The organism is Campylobacter sp. (assembly GCF_052170435.1).
Classification (GTDB): domain Bacteria; phylum Campylobacterota; class Campylobacteria; order Campylobacterales; family Campylobacteraceae; genus Campylobacter_A.
On record NZ_JBQNAN010000001.1, the window covers coordinates 69,888 to 89,452 of the forward strand.

Sequence of the window (19,565 nt, forward strand, 5' to 3'; positions counted from 1 at the left end):
TAATCGGCCAATTTATTTCAAGGAGCAAAAATGAAAAAGTTTTTAGCGGTTTTGGCTGCTTTTGGCTTGGCGCTAAGCGCGAACGCAGCGGACAAAACCTATAAACTAAAGCTAGCTAGCACCTGGGAGAGTACGACTCCGGTTTTGGGTGACGCGGCGAAAGAATTTAAACGCGTGGTCGAGACGCTATCTGACGGCAGGCTAGAGGTGAGGATAGACTATCCGTCTAAACACAAGGCGCCGTTTGGCATCCTAGACTTTGTTAAGGGCGGTCAGTACGATATCGGCTACACTGCGTCTTATTACTACAAAGGCAAGGACGCAAACACTATGTTTTTCACAGCCGTGCCTTTCGGTATGACTGCAGGCGAACTACGCGCATGGTATGAGTTTGGCGGCGGCAAGCAGCTAGAGGAAAAAGTTTATGATAAATACAACATCAAAGTCTTTAACGCGGGCGACACGGGCACGCAAATGGGCGGTTGGTTTAAAAAAGAGATAAAAAGCGTAGAGGATTTAAAAGGCCTAAAGATCAGAATTCCTGGCTTTGGCGGCGAGGTTATGGCGCGCGTGGGAGCGACGATAAACACCATCCCGACCGGCGAGCTATATATGGCGCTAGAGATGGGCACGATCGACTCGGTCGAGTGGGTTAGTCCTGCGTTTGATATGGGCTTAGGCTTTCACAAGATCGCTAAATACTACTACACAGGCTGGCAAGAGCCGAGCGGTCAGACTCAGTTTTTCGTAAATAAAAAGACCTACGAGAAGCTACCTGCCGACCTTCAGGCCGTGATCGAGGCTGCGGCTAACGAGGTAGCTAGCATGCTAAATACGCGCTCGTTCTTTGATAACGCCGAATACTGGGCAAAAATGAAAGCTGAGTATCCTGATATCGAGGTTCGCTCGTTCCCGCAAGACGTTATGGACGCGCTTAGAAAAGCAAGCGACGAGATCCTAGACGAAGAGGCGGCGAAAGATCCGCTGTTTAAGGAGATATTGGACTCTCAAAGAGCGTTTTTGGCTAAGGCTCGCGAGTGGACGAAAATTTCCGAGTTCTCGTATATCCAAAAAACTACGAAATAACTTCTCGTCGCTCGTTTCGGGCGGCTTAAATTTACGGCCTTCGGGTCGTAAATTTTTAAACTCTCTTTTTATTCCTTTTTGGCTTTAGGGCTGTGCGTTAAATTTGAGTCGTTGTAAATTTGATTAGCTTACGTGGGCAAATTTGCTCGCCAAATCTTAAATTTGGATTTGAGCGAATTTAAAAACGTAGCGTTAAATTTATAAAAATCCTCACGCGCCAGACTTAAATTTACAACTCCGTCCTACTATCAAGCGCTTTCATAAGCGATAAAAGATCAATGTTTTCGAGATTTACGCCTGTTGGTACGCCTTGGGCTATCTTGCTAAATTTGACGCCCAAATCGCTTAGCTTATCTTCGATAAATACCATCACCGCATCGCTGCTAAGCCCCGGCGTTAGCGCGAAAATGATCTCGGTCACGCCGTTTTGCTCTATGATCGCGCGCAGTTTTTCGGTTTGCTCCTGCGTTATCTCCTCAAGCACGAAGTAGCGCCCGCGGTAGATCGCGCTTTGCTCGAAAACCAGGATATCTTTTGGACTTTCGACAACGGCTAGTAGCTCCTTCTCGCGCGTTTCGTCGCTGCAAATGTCGCAAATTTCATCTTCGCTAAGTCCGCCGCAAATTTGACATTTGCCCGTAAACCTCACTGCGTCCTCGATGCTTTGCGCGAGTTTTAGCCCGCCGAAGCTATCCTTTAGGCAGACGTGATAGGCGTAGCGCTGGGCGGATTTTTTACCCACGCCGGGCAACCGCTCAAAGGCCGCCACGAGCTCGTTAAATTTCTCAAGCCCTTTTTTCAACGCTTTCCTTTGGATCGGTGCAAATTTTAAACGCGTGATAGCCGTCCTCGTATGAGTATTTTAGGCTAAATTTGTGCATGCGGCAGATGTGGTCGATGATGTAAAGCCCCAGACCCATGCCGCTGCTTTTGGTGCCCTTTTCGCGGATGAAGGCCTGCATATAGTACTCGATAGGATTTTGTAGCGGTTGGCCTAGATTTCTCACGACGATGCCGTCTTTGTCGCAGATAACCTGCGCCTTTTTGTCGTCGGCGTATTTTAGGGCGTTATCTATGAGATTTTTGATCGCGAGCGAAAAGAGCCCGAAATCCACGCGTAGCAATATATCTCGGCGGATATCTACGCCTACTTTTTCTTCAAATTTATCGAGCATCAGCATGTCGCGCGCCTGATCGAGGATGTTTGAAAAGTACGATTCCTGATAGTTTAGCGCGTAGTTTTTGGATAGTAGCTGTTCGATCTTGCCAAACTCGTTTATGAGCATATCTAGGCGCTCAAATATCGCTATCAAGCGGGTTTTGTGCGTAGGGTTTTGCACCATCTCGGAGACTATGCGCCCCTTACCGATCGGCGTTTTTAGCTCGTGCATGATAGTGCGTAAAAACAGCTGCCTAGAGCGCAAAAGCTCCCTGATCTTGCTAGCTGCGGCGTCAAATTCTATCGCGACTTTGGCGATCTCGTCGTCGGAGTCGGGTTTGGCGATATTTACGTCCATGTTTCCGGCGCCGAATTTCCTGATATCAGAGCTTAGTTTTTTAAGCGGCATCAGCGACTTCATCACCGAAACGTAAAGCGACACCAAAAGCGCCGTCGTGAGGATAAAACCAACCCAAATCGGATCGTTTATATTTTTCGTATCGTCGCTTTCTAATAAAATTTGAAACGAAGGATTTTTGATCTGCAGGTACAAACTATCCTGAAAAAGCAGCGACTGAAATAGCCCTAGCTGCGTTTGCTTGGCAAAGACAGTCTTACCCGTGCTTATGACGTTTGCGACGGTTTTGTCGCTTTTAACGTAGGTTAGTCCGAAATTTCTAAAATAATTAGTCAAATCGCTAGGCGGATTTGACTTTTCGTATGAGGCGATGAGGTAGTTTATCGCGTTTAGCTGCTTGTTTTTTATCTTTTCTAGCGCGTTATCTAGCTGTATGCTCGCAAACGTGTAGAACAAGATACAAACAAGCGAAAACGCCAGCGCGAAAACTACCGAAATTTTCGTGGTTAAGGAGTATCTCATCCTATGAGTTTATAGCCTATTCCACGTACCGAAAATATATGCTTAGGCGCTTTTGAGCTGTCGCCGATCTTGGTTCTTAGTCTGCCGATGATGACGTCTAGGCTCTTTGAGTCTTTGTCTTTTAGGCTTTTGCAGTTATAAACCAGCTGCTCGCGAGAAACCGAAAAGCTGTGCTGTTTGATAAGATAGCTCAAGATCTCGTATTCGGCAGGCGTTAGCGTTAGACTTTCGTTGTTGTAGTAAATTTCGTGTCTGCGCTCGTCTATCCTAAACAGCGTATCCACGACCTCTTCTTGCACTTCGTTGGTCTTTTTGTAACGGCGGATTAGGCTCATGATGCGCGCGTACATTTCCTTTGGATCGTACGGTTTTGGTAGATAGTCGTCCGCGCCTAGTTGCAGGCCGACGACCTTGTCGCTGATGTCGCTGCGAGCAGAGGAGATAATGATAGGGATGTTGTATTTGCTGCGGATTTCCTTGCACACCTCTAGGCCGTCCATGCCCGGTAAAGTAAGGTCTAGGATAAGCAGGTCGAAATTTTTCACTCCGGCGCTTAATCCCAAATAAGGATCTTCGAAATTTGTTACTTTTATATTAAAATCGCTCAAGTACTCGGATAGGATTTGCGCGAATTCCGGATCGTCTTCAATCATTAAAACATTAATCATTTTAAGCCTTTCAAATAGATTTAACGAAAATGATTATAACCAAAAAATGTTAAATTTTTTTTCCGAATTTACTATCCTCGTTTAAAATTCTCCCCCGCTTTGAATTTTTATAAATAATAAGATAAAATCGCCCTTTAAATTTAAAAAATTTAGGAGATTTTGTGGAAATAGACTACTACGAAATTTTAGAAATCAGCAAAAATAGCGACTCTGAAACCATAAAAAAAGCATTTAGAAAACTAGCGCTAAAGTACCACCCGGACCGCAACCAAGGCGACAAAGAGGCGGAAGAAAATTTTAAAAAGGTAAACGAAGCCTACCAAGTGCTAGGCGACGAGGAAAAGCGCGCGATATACGATAGATACGGCAAGGCAGGGCTTGAGGGTAGAGGCGGCTTTAGCTCTAGCGGATTTAGCGCGGATTTTGATTTGGGCGATATCTTTAACTCGTTTTTCGGCGGCGGATTTGGCCCCGGCGCAAGCAGCCGCAAAAGAAGCAGCGACAAGTATCCGCTCGATCTAGAGATAGCTCTTAGGATCAAATTTAACGAAGCGGTATTCGGCGCCGAAAAAGAGATAGAATTTACGATCAAAAAACCGTGCCAAGCCTGCAAAGGCAGCGGCTCGAAAGACGGCAAAACGCAGGTATGTCCGCACTGCGAGGGCAGGGGCCGGATATCGCAGCAAAGGGGCTTTATGAGCTTCGTGCAGGAGTGTCCGTACTGTAACGGCACGGGCGAAACGATCAAGGATAGATGTTCTGATTGCGGCGGTAGCGGCTACAAAGAAGAACGCCAAAGCGTCAAGGTAAATATCCCCGAGGGCATCGACGACGGCATGCGTATGCGCGTGAGCGAAAAGGGCAACGTCTCCTCAACGGGCGCCAGAGGCGATCTGTACGTGCATATCGAGGTTGAAGCCGACGAGCATTTCGTGCGTCACGAAAGCGACGTTTACATCGAGATTCCGGTATTTTTCACGCAGGCGATTTTGGGCGAGACGATCACGATCCCGACGCTAAAAGGCACGACCGAGCTAAAACTACCGGTCGGCGCAAAGGACAAGCAACAGTTCGTATTTGACGGGCTCGGTATAAAAAACGTAAATAGCAAAAGGTACGGCAGGCTCGTAGCGCAAATCTCTGTAAAAACGCCAAAAGAGCTAACGGACGAGCAGATCTCTCTACTAAATCAGTTGCAAGAAAGCTTTGGCATCAAAGCCGGCAAGGCGAGCTACGACGAGGAAGAGGACGAGGGGATCTTGGACAAGATAAAAGGGTGGTTTAAAGGCGAAGAGGCTGGCGACAAAGGCAAGAAAAAAGGCAAAAAGGCGTAAAATTTGACTTTGTGGAGGGTAAATTTAGCCGAATTTGCCCGTAAATTTTAGCTTAAGGGTCGGCTAAATTTGGGCTCGGGGCTTGCTTGAATTTTATAAATTTTGAGGTTTTTAGATTTTTCGGCGACTTTTTTGCTCGGTTTTATAAATTTGCAAATTTTGGAGCACTATTTTTGTCTTTGCTTGTGCCGTTTCATCAAATTTGCCTTCAAAACGCCGAGTGACCTAGGTTTACTCACCCATTGCATAAAAATTTGACGGGTTAAATTTGTCTTTTAAATTTATAAAATCGTAGCGGCCAGGCGGACAAATTTAGCCGAATTCCGCTTAAATTTTAGCGATTTTTGTTCTCAAACCGCGCTTGCTCGCCAAATTTAGCGTAAAAATAGCCTGTCGCCATATCTAACTTATGCAAGTTATAAATCCGCGCCGTTAAATTATGCGTTAAGCCAAAGTCGTGCCAATTATTGGAGGCGTTATTTTATCGGGCTTTTGAGCGCCGTTCGCGGCAAATTTACGGGCAAATCTCGTAAAATTAATAATAATATTTTCTATTTTTCATCAAATTTTTGGGTGCCGTGCCGTAATAATTGCAAAAAAGCTTGCTGAAGTGGCTTTGATTTTTAAAGCCCGTCGCAGCCGAAATTTCGGCGATATTTAGCTCCGAGCCTTGCAGCATCGCCAGTGCTCGCTTCATTCGCTCTTCGCGCAAAAATTCGTAAGGAGTTTGCCCAAACAAACTTTTAAAGCCGACTTTAAGCTTAAATTCGTTCAGTCGCACCTGTTTTGAGAGTTCTTTTATAGACGGCGGATTTTTGATATCTAAGCTCAAAATTTGCCTGGCTTTTTGTAGCGCGTTTTTGTCCGCTTCGTCTAGTATAACATGCTTATTTGGGCATTTTAAGCGGCTGAATTCGTTATAAATAAGCTCTAAAATTTTACTTTCCAAAAGCAGTCTTTCAAGCGGCTCGTCGGCGTTTAGCGATAAAATTTGCTTTAATAAAATTTTATTTACGGCGCAGGTGTAGTTTTGCGAGACGAGTTTGTTTGTGCCAAGCTCGATAAGATCGCCGAAATTTGCGCTCATAAATGAGTTTTCTAGGAATAAATTTATTCCCGCGTGCGCGCCGCCGTAAATCTCTTGATCCGAGCTTGGTAGATCGACCGAGCTGATCGTGGATAGTCCGCTTTTGTATTCGATTTTGCCATTCGCCGAGCTTAGGCTGATGCCTCCTTGTAGGGTGAAATTTATAAAGCAACCCCGCAAAGCGTGAAAATCGCCGACTATTTTGGTGTCGTCTTTAGCGTCCATTTTTATCGTGCCGAAGGCTATTTCATCGCTTAGCGCGATATTTTTGGCGCGGATTTTGACGCCAAGACCAGCCAAAACTCCGTCTTCGCTGCTATTAAATTTATCCATAAAAACGTCTGCGGATACCGTGCGCAAATTTTTCCTTTAAATATAAAAATAAATCCGTCATTTGTAAATTTCGGGTTGATAATAAATTTCAAAAATATTATACTATCCTTAAAGTAAAGAAATTATAAAAGGAGTCTAAAGTGAGAAAGATTTTGCTTTTAAGTGCGGTTGTGGCGTTAGCGATAGCAGCTCCCGCCGTGAGGCTGGGTGAGGTCAGCGTATCGGCTCAAAAGATCGATGAAAACGCTAGCGAGGTGGCGGCTGCGGTGAGCGTGCTGGACGAAAAAGAGTTGCGGCTTAGAGAAGCAAAGGATCTAAACGGGCTTAGGAGCGCATCGTCAAATTTATCGTTTTTGCAAGGCGGAGGTATTTCGCTTTTTATCATGCGCGGCGTGACGAGCGATTACGCATTTGATAGCCCAAACGTCGGGCTTTATCTGGACGGCGTGAGTTATCTTGGCACTTACGGCAACTACGTATTTTTGGAAGATATCGAGCGTATCGAGATCCTAAAAGGGCCTCAAAGCGCACTTTACGGCAAAAACGCCTACGCAGGCGTGATAAATGCGGTCTCCAAAGCTCCTACCAACGAACCGCAAGCAAAGATCGGACTAAAGCTTGGCGAGGATAGCCTGCGTGGTATTAGTTTTAACGCAGGCGGAGCGATAGTAAAGGATAAATTTCTGGCTAGTTTTACCGGTTTTAGCGAAAAGAAAAACGGCTTTATGTATAACGAAAATTTAAACAAAAGCGACGACTACAAAGACGCTCTTTATGGCAAAATTTACTTTAGATTTTTACCTACGGACGAGCTTACGGTGGATCTTATTCAAAACTATTATAGGATAGCCAACGGCGCGCAAAGGTCGAATTTGCCTAGCGCAGCTAATAGAACGCGCTACGCCAACGGCATGGAGGGCGAGGAAAACGCCAAAAACTACGAAGCGTCGCTAAAGGCAGAATATAAATCGGGCGACTATGCGCTCACTTCGCTTACGACTTTCAGGGATTACAAAAACGACAGCAGCTACGACGGCGATCATCGCCCCGCGTCCTTGTTGGACGTGTATTACAAAGAGGACAGAAAGGATTTTACGCAGGAGTTTAGATTTAGCGCCGATAACGCGTATGGCAAATTCGTCCTAGGCGCTGCGGCGGGAGCCACGCAAAGAGACGTGCAAAGTAGCGTAAATAGCGTAATGTTCGGCGGTATTCGCTCGCTGCAAAATAACAAAACCAGAAGTAAAAACTACGGCGTTTTTACGCATAATGAAATTTATCTGCCGCTTGATTTTTCGGTTATTTTGGGAGCTAGATTCGACAAAGATAGGGTTAAATTTCAAAACCGTATGAACGGCGAAAATTTAAGCGATTCGTATAGCGCGCTATCACCCAAGATCGGACTAAAATATGCTATAAACGACGAGGTTACGGCGTATGCGAGCTTATCGAAGGGCTATAAACCGGGCGGCTTTTGGGCTGCGTCGCCTACGTCTAAAAAATGGTACGATAAAGAAACGATGACTAGCTATGAGGTCGGCGTAAAAGGGGCTTGGGAGCGGTTTGAGCTAGGCGCCGCCGTTTTTCGCGCCGATATCAAAAACAAGCAGGTAGTAAGCGTCATCGTAGCGCCTAATATCACGGTGGCAGAGAACGCCAGCAAAGCGCGCTCCCAAGGCTTTGAACTAGACGGCGCCGTGCTTTTGGCGGACGGATTAAAGCTTAGCGCAAATTTGGGCTACGCAAAAAGCGTCTTTAAAGACTATAAAGACGCACAGGGCGATTATAGCGGCAAATACGTATATTACGCGCCAAGGCTAACTTATGGCGCAGGGCTTTCGTACGAGGCTCCAAGCGGATTTTACGCGGCGACATTTTTGCGAGGACAGAGCAAATTTTATACCGATAAGGCCAATGTCGTAGAAAACGCGGGCTACGCGACCGTCGATGCAAAAGTAGGCTTTAATCACAAAAACATCAACGTTTATATTTACGCTAATAATCTTTTCGACAAAGATCACGACGTAAAATACGCCACGATGCACTACCTGTCCGACCCTCGCGAGATCGGCGTGAAATTTGAATATAAATTTTAAGGAAAAAGATGAAAAATTTTAAATTTAAAAGCGGCGAAAATCTAAGCTACGACGACTTTGGTAGCGATTTTAAAGATGTTTTGGTTTATCATCATCCGCTGATGATTTTTCCGCAAAATACCTTGATAAATTTCTGCGATAAAAATCAAATAAGGCTTATTTTGATATATAGAAGCGGGCATTTTAACAGCTCGCTTTTTGGTGCGGACGATAGTTTTTTAAAATTCGCCCTGCACCTAAAAGAGTTTTTCTCGGCGTTAAATTTGGGTGAATTTAGCGTGCTGGGCGAGTCGGTGGGCGCGGCTTACTCCTACGCTACGGCGGTAGCTTGCGAAGAGGCGAAAAAGGTGTTTATACTAAGCGGATTTAACGCCCCGCCCGAGCTTTTGGCTGACTATGCAGACTATGTGCACATAAAGGAAATTTATGATTTTGCATCGCACAATACGCCTGAAAATACGGCGCAAACGGCGTGGGAAAAATACGGCTCGCAGGCTAAGGGTGCGCTAAAAGAAGCGATAAAAGCGCAGCTTAACGGCATCGGCTTTGACCTCTGGCTCCAAGCTAGGCCGTGGGGATTTGAGCTAAAGGATGTCCCTCAAAGCGTGCTTATGTATCACTCCAGGGCCGACGAGGAAGTACCTTTTGCTGTCGCTTCGCAAGTGTCGAGGATGCTGCCAAACTGCGAACTAATCGCCGCCCAGGGCACGCCTCATCATAGCGCGAAAGCTCTTTTGGATTTTTTAAAGATCATCAAAGAGCGGTTGTAAATTTAGCTTTTGCGTAAATTTTACGAGCCAAATTTGCGCCGTTTTAAGCGTAAATTTAAGCTCGTTTTGCGGTTTTTCTGTTGCGGGTAGGTTTGCTTGATGCGGGATAAATTTACCGCCTTTTTGCGCCAGAGGCTTAAATTCGGCCTTGCTCGGGTTAAATTGCGTGCGTTTAATCCGCATTGCCGATGCGGGCTAAATCTGCAAAGCGATTTGCAAAACTCTGCGGAATAAAATTTACGCAGTTTTTTGTACTAGACGGCGACTTAAATCCCGCAAAATCGTAATCCGCTAGATAAATTTATAAATCTTTATAAAATAAACTAGGCTCAAAACGCAAAACGCCGCCGCGCCCAGCACGACCGCTCCGTAACCCAACATCCCCGCCAAAAGCGTTCCGAGATAAAACGAAAATATCTGAAATGTCATACTTAAGCTGCTTTGCACGGCGTATTCGCTAGCGGGTCGCCGTCCCGAGGCGCGTTGCATCATCATCGTGGAGATTATCGTCGCTTGCGCCATATATACCGCATACGCCGCGCTCGAAGCAAAAAGTACCGACGCGCGGTCCGTCCAACCGCCGATAGGTAACCAGATGGCTAGGATGCCTAGCGTCTGCATTGCTACGGCGTATAAAAAGGCTCTTTTGGCGCCTAGCTTTTTTACCGCAAAGCCCGCCGCGAGCGCACCCGCGAAGCCAAATATCGTGCCGTATATGTGCAAGACCTCGCCGATATCTTCCAGCTTCCAGCCGATATCTACAAGCATTGGACTAAGTAGTCCAAACGCCGCGCAGATACCGATAGATTGTACGAAAAGCACGCTAAGCCAAGCCTTTTTGCCTTTAAAAAAGCCAAACATCGCCCTAAAATCCAGCCCCTCGCCGGCGTTTACGCGCTCAGGCTCTTTAAAGAAAGCAAGGCTAAGCAAGGAAACCGCTATCAAAGACGTCAAGAATAAATTCGCCTCACTCCAGCCGAATTTTGCGTAGATGACGAGTGTTAGGCCGTTACCGGATACGTGTCCTATCAATCCGCCGCTAAGCTTGAGGGCGTTTGTGAAGCTTAAATTCGAGCTGTTTGAAATTTTGATAAAAAATGCGTTCGACGTCATCGTCCAGGTGGCCGAGATAAAAGCCAAAAGCACCGCTAAAGCGATTACGGCAGGTAAATCGTCGCGCGGATTTAGAAGCGAAACCGCATATAAAATCGCCAAAGTAAGGCACTGAAAGGCTAGGATAATCTTTTTGTAACCGCCTATTTTTAGCGCGATAGCGTCGATAAACGGCGACCACAAAAAAGCCAAAACCGCGAAAAGTCCAAGCCCTCTAAGTGCGCCGACGCGTTCTAAACTAAAACCGTCTTGACGCAGGATGCTAACGAGCCCCTCGCCGAAAAATCCGATGCAAATAAACTGCGCGATGCAAAGGCTAAGCACAGTTAGCGACCTGTAAAGCAAATTTATCCTTTGATTTTTTGGCTAGATTATATTTAAATGGATAGACGTTATCAAGAATATTTTGACGTTTAGGGGATAAATTTTTATATTTTTAGTTAAATTTGAGCTTTTTACGATTTTGGATTGTAAATTTAGCCGAAGCTAAAGCCGCTTAGCGGATCAAATTTAGCTAAAAACATAATCCTAAATCCGCGGCTCAAATTCGGCAAGAACGAGCGCACACAAGAAATAACCCAAAATGGCTTCAAATTTACGCAAAATCGCCGCATCAAAATTTAAGTCGAAAACTTGGCTAAATTTACCCGCAAATTCGTCCAAATTTTAGAGCAAAATTTATGAAGTCCGGGCACATCAAATTTCGCTCTCTTTTAGTTGCTCGATTTTAGCCGCTACGCTCCTATTCGTCACCTTTTCTATTTCCTCGCTCGTTGCGGTCATTATCGCTTCAAAGCTACCGTAAAATTTAACGAGCTTTGCGATACTTCCCGCCGATACGCCCGCGTCTGCTAGCTTGCTAGCGCCCAGATCCTCCTTGCGCTTGGTTTTTTGATGAAAGGTGATGGCAAATCGGTGCGCCTCGTCGCGAAGTCGCTGGAAAAACTGAAGCCGTCTGTCGCCCGTTGGTAGCGTAAATACGCCGCCCGGAGCGTAAATTTTATCCCTCGCGCCGCCTTTTGCGCGGTGGGCTTTGGCGTCTATTTTTTCTTTTGATATGGCGAGTATATCGACGTTTGCGCCGCTGCTAGCGATGATATCCGTAGCAAGATCTAGTAGCGCCTGACCGCCGTCGATGAGCCATAGATCGGGCGGGCTTAGCTTGTCAAATCGCAAAGCGCGCTCTGTTAGCATCTGGCGCATCTGATCGTAGTCGTTTGCGTGAGAGAGGTGCATGTGGCGGTAGTGCTCTTTGGCGAAGCTTCCGTGCTCAAAGCGCACCATCGCGCCGACCGCGGCAGCGCCGAACATGTGCGAGTTGTCAAAGGTCTCGATGGTGTACGGCGCGCAGGCTAGGCCGAAATACTCCTTTAGCTCGTCCAAAAACGCGTCGTCGTGGGTTTTTAGGTATTTTTGGATAAAGACTTGCGCGTTTGTTAGCGCCATCTCGCAGATGCGCTTTTTCTCGCCGATTTTAGGCACCGAGATGCTAAATTTGCGGCCGTGACGAGCGGTCAAAATCTCCTCTACGAGGCCTGCGTCCTCAAAGGCTTCTAGCGCGTAAATTTTCGCGCTCACTACTGGCGCGCCTGCCGGGAAGCTCTCTAAAACGATTTGTTTGTACGCATCGTTTAGATCGCCTTGCGAGCTCATTTTGGCGTTCGTGATATTTTGATACACGCCGCTGATTTTGCCGCCGTGCACGCTAAAACGCACCGCGCAAAGCAAATTTTGCTCCGCTCCCACGGCAAAAACCTCAAAATCCTCGAGCTTAGCCAGATCGACCTCGATTTTGATGTCTAGGTCTTTGATGGCGTTGATTTTATCTCGCACGAGGGCGGCTTGCTCGTAGTTTTCGTTTTGGGCGTATTTATTCATCAAATTTACAAGCTTTGGCAGCATAGAAAGCGGATTATTTAGCGCTGCGATCGCGCCATCTACGACCTTGGCGTAGTCTGCGGGCGAAATTTTGCTGATGAGCGGGGCCTCGGAGTAACCGATCTGATAGGGCAAGTACGCGCCCGTGGCTTTGAGCGCGCTTTTGCTTTGCACGAGTTTAAAGCTCAGCCTTAGCGCATCCAAAAGCTCGCGCGCGCCGCGAAAATACGGGCCGAAATACTTGACGTTTTTGCCTCGGACGATCTTGCGAGTGATCTCAAAGCGCGGGAAATCCTCATCCAAATTTACGTAGATGTATGGATAGGTCTTATCGTCGCGCAGCAAGATGTTGTATTTGGGCCTTAGCTGCTTGATGAAGGAGTTTTCCAGTATCAGCGCGTCGGCTTCGCTGGGAGTGACGATATACTCGAGGTGTACGGCCTCGCTGATCATCTTGTGGATGCGCGGGCTAACCTTGGGCGATGGGGCGAGACTTGGCGTAAATGAAAAGTAGCTTTTGACGCGGTTTTTTAAAACTTTAGCCTTGCCGACGTAAAGAAGCTTGCCTGCTTTGTCGAAATACTGATAAACGCCGGGCTGTGCGGGTAGCGAGCGGATCTCGTCGATTAGCAAAATTTAGCTCCCGTTTGCAAATTTACGCTTTTGCTTTTGCGCGGTTAAATTTGGCGAGGTTTGCGCCATATAGTTTTTATAAATTAAAAGCCCTGCGCTTGCGTGCTTTTTGCCTAAATTTAGCCCTATTTTATTTTGTTTCATCGCGCCCCGCTTGATTCTTTGGCTAAATTTTGCTTGATAGCGAGGCGGATCTTTTCGAACCCTTCGAAAATCCGCTCGCTTTTGGCTAAATTTACAAACTCTCCCCTAGCAGGTTCGGCGTAGGTAAAAATTCGCTTTTTTTCGTACGGGTCGGTCGTTTTTTTAAATTTTAAACGCTTTGTCACAAAAAATTTAACGTCCGTTACGCGAGCTAGCCTGCCGTCAAAATTTACGCTAGAATAGATTTTTAATAAGCCTTTTAACATTTTTATACTACTATCGCTTTTTAATTCCTGAAGTCCCAGCGGATGAAACAGGGCGAAAAACAAAACGCCGTTTTTCTCGTAGCAAAAGGCGATGAGCCTGCGATGATTTAGGCTTAAAAGCTGTAAAAATTCCCCGCATTCGCTACGGTTTTTTAGTTCTTTATAAAAAGGATTATCAATAATATGTCGAATAATAGTCTTAGCGTCTTTCATAAGGCGATTTTAGCATTTTTTTTGTTAATTTTTATAGCAGGCTGCGGCCACAAGGGCGATCCGTTCTACGAAGCGCCGTCCGAGCCATCAAACAGCAAAACCGAAAAAATAAATAAACTATAAATCAAGGAGAGTAAATGAAGATCGTCGGACTTTTGAGTCTGTTTTTTGCTTTAGCCTTCGGTAGCGGCGACGCTGCGGGCGAGGCTTTAAATTTAACGACTACGTGGGTGGGTATAGCAAGCCTCATCATTTTCGTCGTGGGATATTTTTTTATCGCTACGGAGGAAAATTTTCACATAGATAAGGCCAAGCCGGCCATATTTATCGGTACTTTTATGTTCCTACTCATCGGCTTTTATATGCTGGCAAACGGCCTAGACGTGCATTTGCTGCAAAATGAGGTAAATCACCTGATTTTAGAGATTTCGCAGATCGTATTTTTCCTGATGGTCGCGATGACCTATATCGAGGCGCTCATCGAGCGTGACGTGTTTAACGCGCTAAAATACAACCTCGTCTCAAAAGGCTACACGTATAAAAGACTCTTTTGGCTAACGGGCGTTTTGGCATTTTTCATCAGCCCCGTCGCCGATAACCTAACCACCGCTCTCATCCTCTCCACTGTACTTTTAACGATAGATAGAAATAATACGAATTTCCTAGTCGCGGGTGCGATAAACATCGTCGTCGCCGCAAACGCGGGCGGCGCATGGAGTCCGTTCGGCGATATCACGACTCTGATGGCTTGGGCTGCGGGCAAAGCTCCGTTTATCGACTTTTTCGCGCTTTTCCCGGCTTCGTTTATCGGCTGGCTAGTTACGGCTTTCTTGCTAGCGCGCATCGTACCTGCGGGTAGCCCGCACTTTGATCCTGCGACAGAGCCGAAAGTAAGCATCAAAAAAGGCGGCAAAGTCGTTATCGGTCTTGGCGCATTTACGATATTTTCGGCAGTTATGATGCACCAGCTTTTCCACTTGCCTGCGATGTGGGGCATGATGTTTGGCTTCTCGCTTCTTAGCATCTATACCTATATCTACAAAAAAACTAATAAAAACGAAGAGCCGATGCACGTCTTTCACTATATGTCAAAGATCGAAAACAACACGCTCTTCTTTTTCTTCGGCATCCTTGCCGCCGTCGGCGCGCTACACTTCGTCGGATTTTTGAACTACGCCGTTTCGCTTTATGATAAATTCGGCGCTACGACCGTAAATATCGGCGTCGGCTTCCTATCTGCTATCGTGGATAACGTCCCCGTAATGTCTGCCGTACTAAAAGCAAATCCTATGATGGGCGCGGATGCGGGCGAGAGCTTAAGTCAGTGGTTACTAGTTACCTTGACTGCCGGTATCGGCGGCTCGATGATTAGTTTCGGTTCTGCCGCCGGCGTCGGCGTCATGGGCAAACTAAAGGGCATATACACCTTCGGCGCGCATATGAAATACGCTTGGACCGTGGTTGCCGGCTATATCGTATCGGTCGTGATCTGGTACATACAGTTTGAAATTTTTCATTTATATTTTTAAAGGACGCTCATGAATAACACGATAATAGTTTTGGATTTTGGCTCGCAGTATACCCAGCTCATCGCTAGACGCTTACGCGAGCAGGGCGTTTATACCGAAATTTTGCCTTTTAACGTCAAGGTTGAGGAGATTAAGGCGAAAAAACCAAAAGGCATAATCCTAAGCGGCGGCCCTGCTAGCGTTTATGCTCCGGATGCGTATTTTTGCGACGAGGGCGTATTTAAGCTAAAACTGCCGATTTTAGGCATTTGCTACGGCATGCAGCTTTTGGCGCATAAATTCGGTGCCGAGGTTGCTCCGGCCTCTCACAAAGAGTACGGCAAGGCAAGCCTAAACGCTCTAAAATCCCATCCGCTTTTTGCCGATACGCCTGAAAAGCAAATCGTCTGGATGAGCCACTCCGACCTCGTAAAAAACTTGCCAAACGGCTTTGAGGCAATCGCGACGAGCGAAAATTCGCCTTATTGCGTATTTGGCGATGAAAAACGCAAATTTTACGCTCTGCAGTTTCACCCGGAGGTGCAACACAGTGAGTTTGGTACTCAAATTTTAAAAAATTTCGCCAAATATATCTGCGGCTGCGAAAGCACGTGGAATATGGGCAGCTTTGCCAAAACCCAGATCGCTAAAATCAAAGAAACCGTGGGCAACAAAAAAGTCCTTTGCGCCGTTAGCGGAGGCGTGGACAGCTCTGTCACTGCCGCGCTTTTGGCCGCCGCGATACCGCAAAATTTGATCTTAGTTTTCGTCGATAACGGACTACTTAGAACGGGCGAGCGCAAGCAGGTCGAGGCGACCTTTAGAACAAAGCTTGGCGTGGAGCTAGTTAGCATAGATGCGAGTAAAACTTTCCTAGAAAGGCTCGCGGGCGTAACCGATCCAGAAAAAAAACGCAAGATCATCGGCGAAACTTTTATCGAAATTTTTGAAAAAGAGGCCAAAAAGCACGATAACGTCAAATTTTTAGCCCAAGGTACGCTCTACACCGACATCATCGAAAGCTCGGTCGTAGGCTCGAGCAAGACGATCAAAAGCCACCACAACGTGGGCGGACTGCCTGATTGGATGAGCTTTGAGCTAATCGAGCCTTTAAGAGAGATTTTTAAAGACGAGGTGCGCCAGCTAGGCCTTGAGCTTGGTCTTTCGCGCGAGCTCGTGTTCCGTCATCCATTCCCGGGACCGGGCCTTGCGATCCGCATAATGGGCGAGGTAAATACGTCTAGCCTAGAACTCCTGCGCAAAGCCGACGTGATCCTACGCGACGAGCTAAAATCAAGCGGCTGGTATAACAAAACGTGGCAAGCTTTCTGCGTGCTTTTAAACGTAAATTCAGTCGGCGTAATGGGCGATAACCGCACCTACGAAAACGCAGTGTGCGTGCGCGTAGTGGACGCTAGCGACGGTATGACTGCTAGCTTCTCGCGCTTGCCGTACGACCTGCTAGAAAACGTCTCTCGCCGCATCATAAACGAAGTAGACGGTATCAACCGCGTAGTTTACGACATCTCGAGCAAACCGCCTGCAACGATAGAGTGGGAGTAAAATTTAGGCGTTTTGCGCCTAAATTTTATTTTAAACCGACTCAAATTTGACAAAAAGAGATAATCCTTATCAATAAATCGTCCGAAAATTTTAGCTACAATGATGCGTAAATTTACGAAAGGAAGAAAAATGAGTAAAATTTACAATCTAAACGCCGATACGAAAGTGATCGAAAAAAGCGTCGTTAGCAAGAGAATTTTTGATTGCGAGAATGCTCACGTCGACGTGTTTGCCTTTGACGCGGGCGAGGAGCTGGATCACGAGATGCTATTTTGCGACAGCCTCGCGTGGGTCGTAGAGGGCGGCGCAAGCCTGCACTACGGCGAAAAGCAGATGCATCTAGGCGGCGAGCAGGCCTGCCTCATAGAGAAAAAAGTATGGCGAAAACTAGTTTTCAACAAACCGACGAAATACGTCTCAATCGATTTTAAGGAGGACTTAATGATAGATCATTTACCTAAGGCGGCTATTTTTAGCCTAGTGGATGCGGTCGAATACGAAGAAGGCAAAATCGTGAGCAAAACGCTCGTCAAAAACGAAAGCGGCTCGATGTCGCTACTGTCGTTTTCAAAAGACCAACAACTCTCTACTCACGCGGCTCCGGGCGACGCTCTTTTGGTCGCGCTTGACGGCGAGATGAAACTAACCATCGGCGACGAGCATTTTGATATCAAAAAGGGCGATACTATCGTGCTTCCGGGTAAAATCCCGCACGGGCTAAAGATCCCGGAAAAATTTAAAATGTTACTCATCGTAACAAAAGATAAGATGTAGAGTTTCGGGGCGATTGTCCCGACTCGTTTAGGAAATATATGGCAAGATTTATAATAGATGACGAAAACATAAGCGTAGATAATTTAGCAACTCTAAAAAAGCTAGGACAAAAAGATAAAATTTATATCGTAACCAACAATAGACAAAAGCTAAGCATCTCCGTTTTGGCGTGGTTTCTGGCGCGAAAAATCAAAATAAAAATCATACTTTTAGAAAGCGCTCACAAGGACTATGCCGATAAAATAATTACGTTTTTAATGGGTAAACTCTCGCACAAAAAAGACAAAATTTACATCGTCAGCAACGATAAATTTTACGACGACGTGATAGATTTTTTTAATAAACAAGATAAAAACGGCGGCAAATTTCATAAACTCAAATTTGACTTCAACCGCTCGCATACGGCGCAGCTCATTGAAGAAAATCAAGACGAAATCGCGATTTTGATACGAAACTCGGGCAGCCTCAGCGAGCTTCATATGAAATTTATCTCAAAATTCGGCAGCAAAAACGGCGCCGGCGTGTATAACGCGCTAAAAGAGGACGCGAGGAAAATTTACAAAAAACCTCAAATTGAAAACTCGCAAAAAGGCGAAGTAAAGCGTATCGCAGCGCCAAATTCCGCAAAATCTAGGCCGGCGACGCAAGGTGATGAGCAAAAATTTGACGAGCGAGAAAAATCAAAAACCGAGTCAAATTTAAGCGGGGAGGTTTTACAGGCTCAAATCGCCCAGACAAAAGAGCAAAATTTAGAAAATCGCTCGCAAATAGCTCAAAATTCGGAGCTCGAAAAACCGCAGCCTTTAGAGAGCGAAAACGGCGTAGCGGCAAACAATGAAAATTTACAAGAGGCAAAAGCCGTAGAAGCAAATTTAAGCGATGATCTGGGTTCTACCGAGCACCCGAAAGACGCGGAGCAAAATTTGAGCGTCAAAGCTTCTAGCGAGGATCTTAAAGCTGATGGGAAAGGGCAAAATTTATCAAACAAGCGTCCGCCGCAAAAATCAAAACAAGCTCCCGCGCTGCAAAACGAAGTAAAAAATAAAGCTGAAAATACGGCAAAAACGCAGCTTGCGCCCAAGATAGACGAGGCAAAAAAGCAAGAGATAAGAAAAATCGCATTTGAGAGTAAAAATTTGGGCGATTTTCACAACGGACTGGTGAAAAAATACGGCGCAGAGGACGCCGGCAAGCTGTATAAAGCGCTAAAACAAAAGGCAAAAGAGTACCTAAGCAAGCGCAACTCTGCAAAGTAAAATTTGAGTTTTGGTTGCAGCTTTTAAAATTTGAGGATTTGCGGTAAAATTTGGACGCAAAATCATAAACTTGAGGGTGAAAATGATTTATCTAGTTGGGTCAAATTTGGAATTTGAGGGCGTAAAGACGCTGGTTTTAAACGAGATAAAATTTAATAAATTTAGCGTAAATTTGGCTGAATTTGGCGCGCTGGTTTTGACCTCTAAAAACTCTGTAAACGCGCTAAAATTTAATCAAATTTCGCCCGCTAGTTTCCAAATTTACTCCATCGGCGACGGCACTAGCCGTGCGGCTAGCGAGTTTGGCTTCGCTCAAATTTACACTGCGCAAAACGCTCATGGAAACGATTTTGCCGCCGAGATCGCACCGCTTTTGCGGGGTAAAGAAACGCTATTTTTAAGAGCGCGTGAGACAGCTTCGAGCGTGGGCGAAATTTTGCGTTCAAGCGGCGTAAATTTGACGCAAATAATCGCCTACGAAAACATTTTTAAACCGCTTGGCGAGGAGCAAAAACCGCCTAAAAACTCCGTGATTATTTTTACGGCTCCCTCGGCGGTACGAAATTTTACTCGAAATTTCGGCTGGGATGAGAGCTATAAAGCCGTCGCTATCGGGCTTACGACTGCAAAAGAGCTTGGAAATTTTATCGTGCCCGCAGTGAGCGCCCAGCAAAATATAAATTCCTGCGTAAGCCTCGCAAAAACGCTACTTTAAGCTAAAATTTTATATAATAACCTTGCCTGAGTGATTTGGCAGCGTATTTTTACAGGGTCCAACACATTAGTATCGGCGAAGATGTGCGG

The 19,565-nt window shown here is 46.0% G+C and carries 18 protein-coding genes; 9 read left to right on the forward strand and 9 right to left on the reverse strand.

Annotation, left to right across the window (positions count from 1 at the left end; all coding sequences use genetic code 11):
- Positions 1 to 30 precede the first annotated feature (30 nt).
- Positions 31 to 1,086 carry a TRAP transporter substrate-binding protein gene (locus ACTTJF_RS00395; RefSeq protein ID WP_314477093.1) on the forward strand — a complete coding sequence of 352 codons (1,056 nt, stop codon included), beginning with the start codon at positions 31 to 33 and terminating at the stop codon, positions 1,084 to 1,086.
- A gap of 229 nt (positions 1,087 to 1,315) precedes the next feature.
- Here the strand turns inward: ACTTJF_RS00395 and recR are convergent, their stop codons facing one another.
- From recR to ACTTJF_RS00410, 3 genes are read right to left on the reverse strand one after another with little or no spacing between them, the layout of a single operon-like run.
- Positions 1,316 to 1,888, reverse strand: coding sequence for a recombination mediator RecR (gene recR, locus ACTTJF_RS00400; RefSeq protein ID WP_442550260.1), 573 nt, complete (start codon positions 1,886 to 1,888; stop codon positions 1,316 to 1,318).
- Positions 1,872 to 3,125 carry an ArsS family sensor histidine kinase gene (locus tag ACTTJF_RS00405; protein ID WP_442550261.1) on the reverse strand — a complete coding sequence of 418 codons (1,254 nt, stop codon included), beginning with the start codon at positions 3,123 to 3,125 and terminating at the stop codon, positions 1,872 to 1,874. The genes recR and ACTTJF_RS00405 overlap by 17 nt, the downstream gene beginning before the upstream one ends.
- Positions 3,122 to 3,793 (reverse strand): response regulator transcription factor, encoded by a 672-nt coding sequence (locus ACTTJF_RS00410; RefSeq protein WP_002948262.1) that lies wholly within the window; start codon positions 3,791 to 3,793, stop codon positions 3,122 to 3,124. The genes ACTTJF_RS00405 and ACTTJF_RS00410 overlap by 4 nt, the downstream gene beginning before the upstream one ends.
- A 161-nt stretch (positions 3,794 to 3,954) precedes the next feature.
- On the opposite strand from ACTTJF_RS00410, the gene dnaJ reads away from it, so the two are divergent.
- Complete coding sequence (dnaJ, locus tag ACTTJF_RS00415) at positions 3,955 to 5,127, forward strand: molecular chaperone DnaJ (protein ID WP_442550262.1); 1,173 nt, start codon at positions 3,955 to 3,957, stop codon at positions 5,125 to 5,127.
- A gap of 535 nt (positions 5,128 to 5,662) precedes the next feature.
- On the opposite strand, the gene ACTTJF_RS00420 is transcribed toward dnaJ, so the two are convergent.
- Complete coding sequence (locus ACTTJF_RS00420) at positions 5,663 to 6,574, reverse strand: helix-turn-helix domain-containing protein (RefSeq protein ID WP_442550263.1); 912 nt, start codon at positions 6,572 to 6,574, stop codon at positions 5,663 to 5,665.
- 113 nt (positions 6,575 to 6,687) lie between these two features.
- On the opposite strand from ACTTJF_RS00420, the gene ACTTJF_RS00425 reads away from it, so the two are divergent.
- Entirely contained in the window at positions 6,688 to 8,643 is a 1,956-nt protein-coding gene (locus ACTTJF_RS00425) for a TonB-dependent receptor (protein WP_442550264.1), read from the forward strand.
- 8 nt (positions 8,644 to 8,651) lie between these two features.
- The gene (locus ACTTJF_RS00430; RefSeq protein ID WP_442550265.1) at positions 8,652 to 9,413 is read left to right on the forward strand and encodes an alpha/beta fold hydrolase; all 762 of its coding nucleotides are present in this window, start codon (positions 8,652 to 8,654) and stop codon (positions 9,411 to 9,413) included.
- Here the strand turns inward: ACTTJF_RS00430 and ACTTJF_RS00435 are convergent.
- The 5 genes from ACTTJF_RS00435 to ACTTJF_RS00455 all read right to left on the reverse strand — a co-directional run bounded on the left by ACTTJF_RS00435 (position 9,387) and on the right by ACTTJF_RS00455 (position 13,660).
- Positions 9,387 to 9,596 carry a hypothetical protein gene (locus ACTTJF_RS00435; protein ID WP_442550266.1) on the reverse strand — a complete coding sequence of 70 codons (210 nt, stop codon included), beginning with the start codon at positions 9,594 to 9,596 and terminating at the stop codon, positions 9,387 to 9,389. The two genes, ACTTJF_RS00430 and ACTTJF_RS00435, sit on opposite strands and share 27 nt — an antisense overlap.
- A gap of 108 nt (positions 9,597 to 9,704) precedes the next feature.
- Positions 9,705 to 10,871, reverse strand: coding sequence for an MFS transporter (locus ACTTJF_RS00440; RefSeq protein ID WP_442550267.1), 1,167 nt, complete (start codon positions 10,869 to 10,871; stop codon positions 9,705 to 9,707).
- Positions 10,872 to 11,222: 351 nt separating this feature from the next.
- Positions 11,223 to 13,037: an excinuclease ABC subunit UvrC gene (gene uvrC, locus ACTTJF_RS00445; RefSeq protein WP_442550268.1), complete on the reverse strand. Its 1,815-nt coding sequence runs from the start codon at positions 13,035 to 13,037 to the stop codon at positions 11,223 to 11,225.
- Positions 13,038 to 13,040: 3 nt separating this feature from the next.
- Positions 13,041 to 13,181, reverse strand: a complete 141-nt coding sequence (locus ACTTJF_RS00450) for a hypothetical protein (protein WP_442550269.1) — start codon at positions 13,179 to 13,181, stop codon at positions 13,041 to 13,043.
- On the reverse strand, positions 13,178 to 13,660 hold the full coding sequence (locus ACTTJF_RS00455) for a hypothetical protein (RefSeq protein WP_442550270.1): 483 nt from the start codon (positions 13,658 to 13,660) through the stop codon (positions 13,178 to 13,180). Before ACTTJF_RS00455 ends, ACTTJF_RS00450 begins: the two co-directional genes overlap by 4 nt.
- Positions 13,661 to 13,797: 137 nt before the next feature.
- Between ACTTJF_RS00455 and nhaD the strand changes: the two genes are divergently transcribed.
- From nhaD to ACTTJF_RS00480, 5 genes are all read left to right on the forward strand, one after another.
- The gene (nhaD, locus tag ACTTJF_RS00460; RefSeq protein WP_314180319.1) at positions 13,798 to 15,189 is read left to right on the forward strand and encodes a sodium:proton antiporter NhaD; all 1,392 of its coding nucleotides are present in this window, start codon (positions 13,798 to 13,800) and stop codon (positions 15,187 to 15,189) included.
- Between the two features lie 9 nt (positions 15,190 to 15,198).
- Positions 15,199 to 16,731 carry a glutamine-hydrolyzing GMP synthase gene (gene guaA, locus ACTTJF_RS00465; protein WP_442550271.1) on the forward strand — a complete coding sequence of 511 codons (1,533 nt, stop codon included), beginning with the start codon at positions 15,199 to 15,201 and terminating at the stop codon, positions 16,729 to 16,731.
- 129 nt (positions 16,732 to 16,860) lie between these two features.
- Positions 16,861 to 17,505, forward strand: a complete 645-nt coding sequence (locus tag ACTTJF_RS00470) for a cupin domain-containing protein (RefSeq protein WP_442550272.1) — start codon at positions 16,861 to 16,863, stop codon at positions 17,503 to 17,505.
- Positions 17,506 to 17,543: 38 nt separating this feature from the next.
- A complete protein-coding gene (locus ACTTJF_RS00475; RefSeq protein ID WP_442550273.1) occupies positions 17,544 to 18,761 on the forward strand; it encodes a PIN domain-containing protein in 1,218 nt (405 codons plus the stop codon).
- Between the two features lie 82 nt (positions 18,762 to 18,843).
- Entirely contained in the window at positions 18,844 to 19,476 is a 633-nt protein-coding gene (locus tag ACTTJF_RS00480; RefSeq protein ID WP_442550274.1) for a uroporphyrinogen-III synthase, read from the forward strand.
- Positions 19,477 to 19,565 lie beyond the last annotated feature (89 nt).

What these genes read in the sequence shown, in the direction of transcription:
- ACTTJF_RS00450 (WP_442550269.1), bottom strand. Translation starts at nt 13,181, where the DNA reads ATGAAACAAAATAAAATAGGGCTAAATTTAGGCAAAAAGCACGCAAGC.
- ACTTJF_RS00475 (WP_442550273.1), top strand. Translation starts at nt 17,544, where the DNA reads ATGGCAAGATTTATAATAGATGACGAAAACATAAGCGTAGATAATTTA.
- ACTTJF_RS00470 (WP_442550272.1), top strand. Translation starts at nt 16,861, where the DNA reads ATGAGTAAAATTTACAATCTAAACGCCGATACGAAAGTGATCGAAAAA.
- ACTTJF_RS00410 (WP_002948262.1), bottom strand. Translation starts at nt 3,793, where the DNA reads ATGATTAATGTTTTAATGATTGAAGACGATCCGGAATTCGCGCAAATC.
- guaA (WP_442550271.1), top strand. Translation starts at nt 15,199, where the DNA reads ATGAATAACACGATAATAGTTTTGGATTTTGGCTCGCAGTATACCCAG.
- ACTTJF_RS00395 (WP_314477093.1), top strand. Translation starts at nt 31, where the DNA reads ATGAAAAAGTTTTTAGCGGTTTTGGCTGCTTTTGGCTTGGCGCTAAGC.
- ACTTJF_RS00480 (WP_442550274.1), top strand. Translation starts at nt 18,844, where the DNA reads ATGATTTATCTAGTTGGGTCAAATTTGGAATTTGAGGGCGTAAAGACG.
- ACTTJF_RS00455 (WP_442550270.1), bottom strand. Translation starts at nt 13,660, where the DNA reads ATGAAAGACGCTAAGACTATTATTCGACATATTATTGATAATCCTTTT.
- ACTTJF_RS00435 (WP_442550266.1), bottom strand. Translation starts at nt 9,596, where the DNA reads ATGCGGATTAAACGCACGCAATTTAACCCGAGCAAGGCCGAATTTAAG.
- ACTTJF_RS00405 (WP_442550261.1), bottom strand. Translation starts at nt 3,125, where the DNA reads ATGAGATACTCCTTAACCACGAAAATTTCGGTAGTTTTCGCGCTGGCG.
- nhaD (WP_314180319.1), top strand. Translation starts at nt 13,798, where the DNA reads ATGAAGATCGTCGGACTTTTGAGTCTGTTTTTTGCTTTAGCCTTCGGT.
- ACTTJF_RS00430 (WP_442550265.1), top strand. Translation starts at nt 8,652, where the DNA reads ATGAAAAATTTTAAATTTAAAAGCGGCGAAAATCTAAGCTACGACGAC.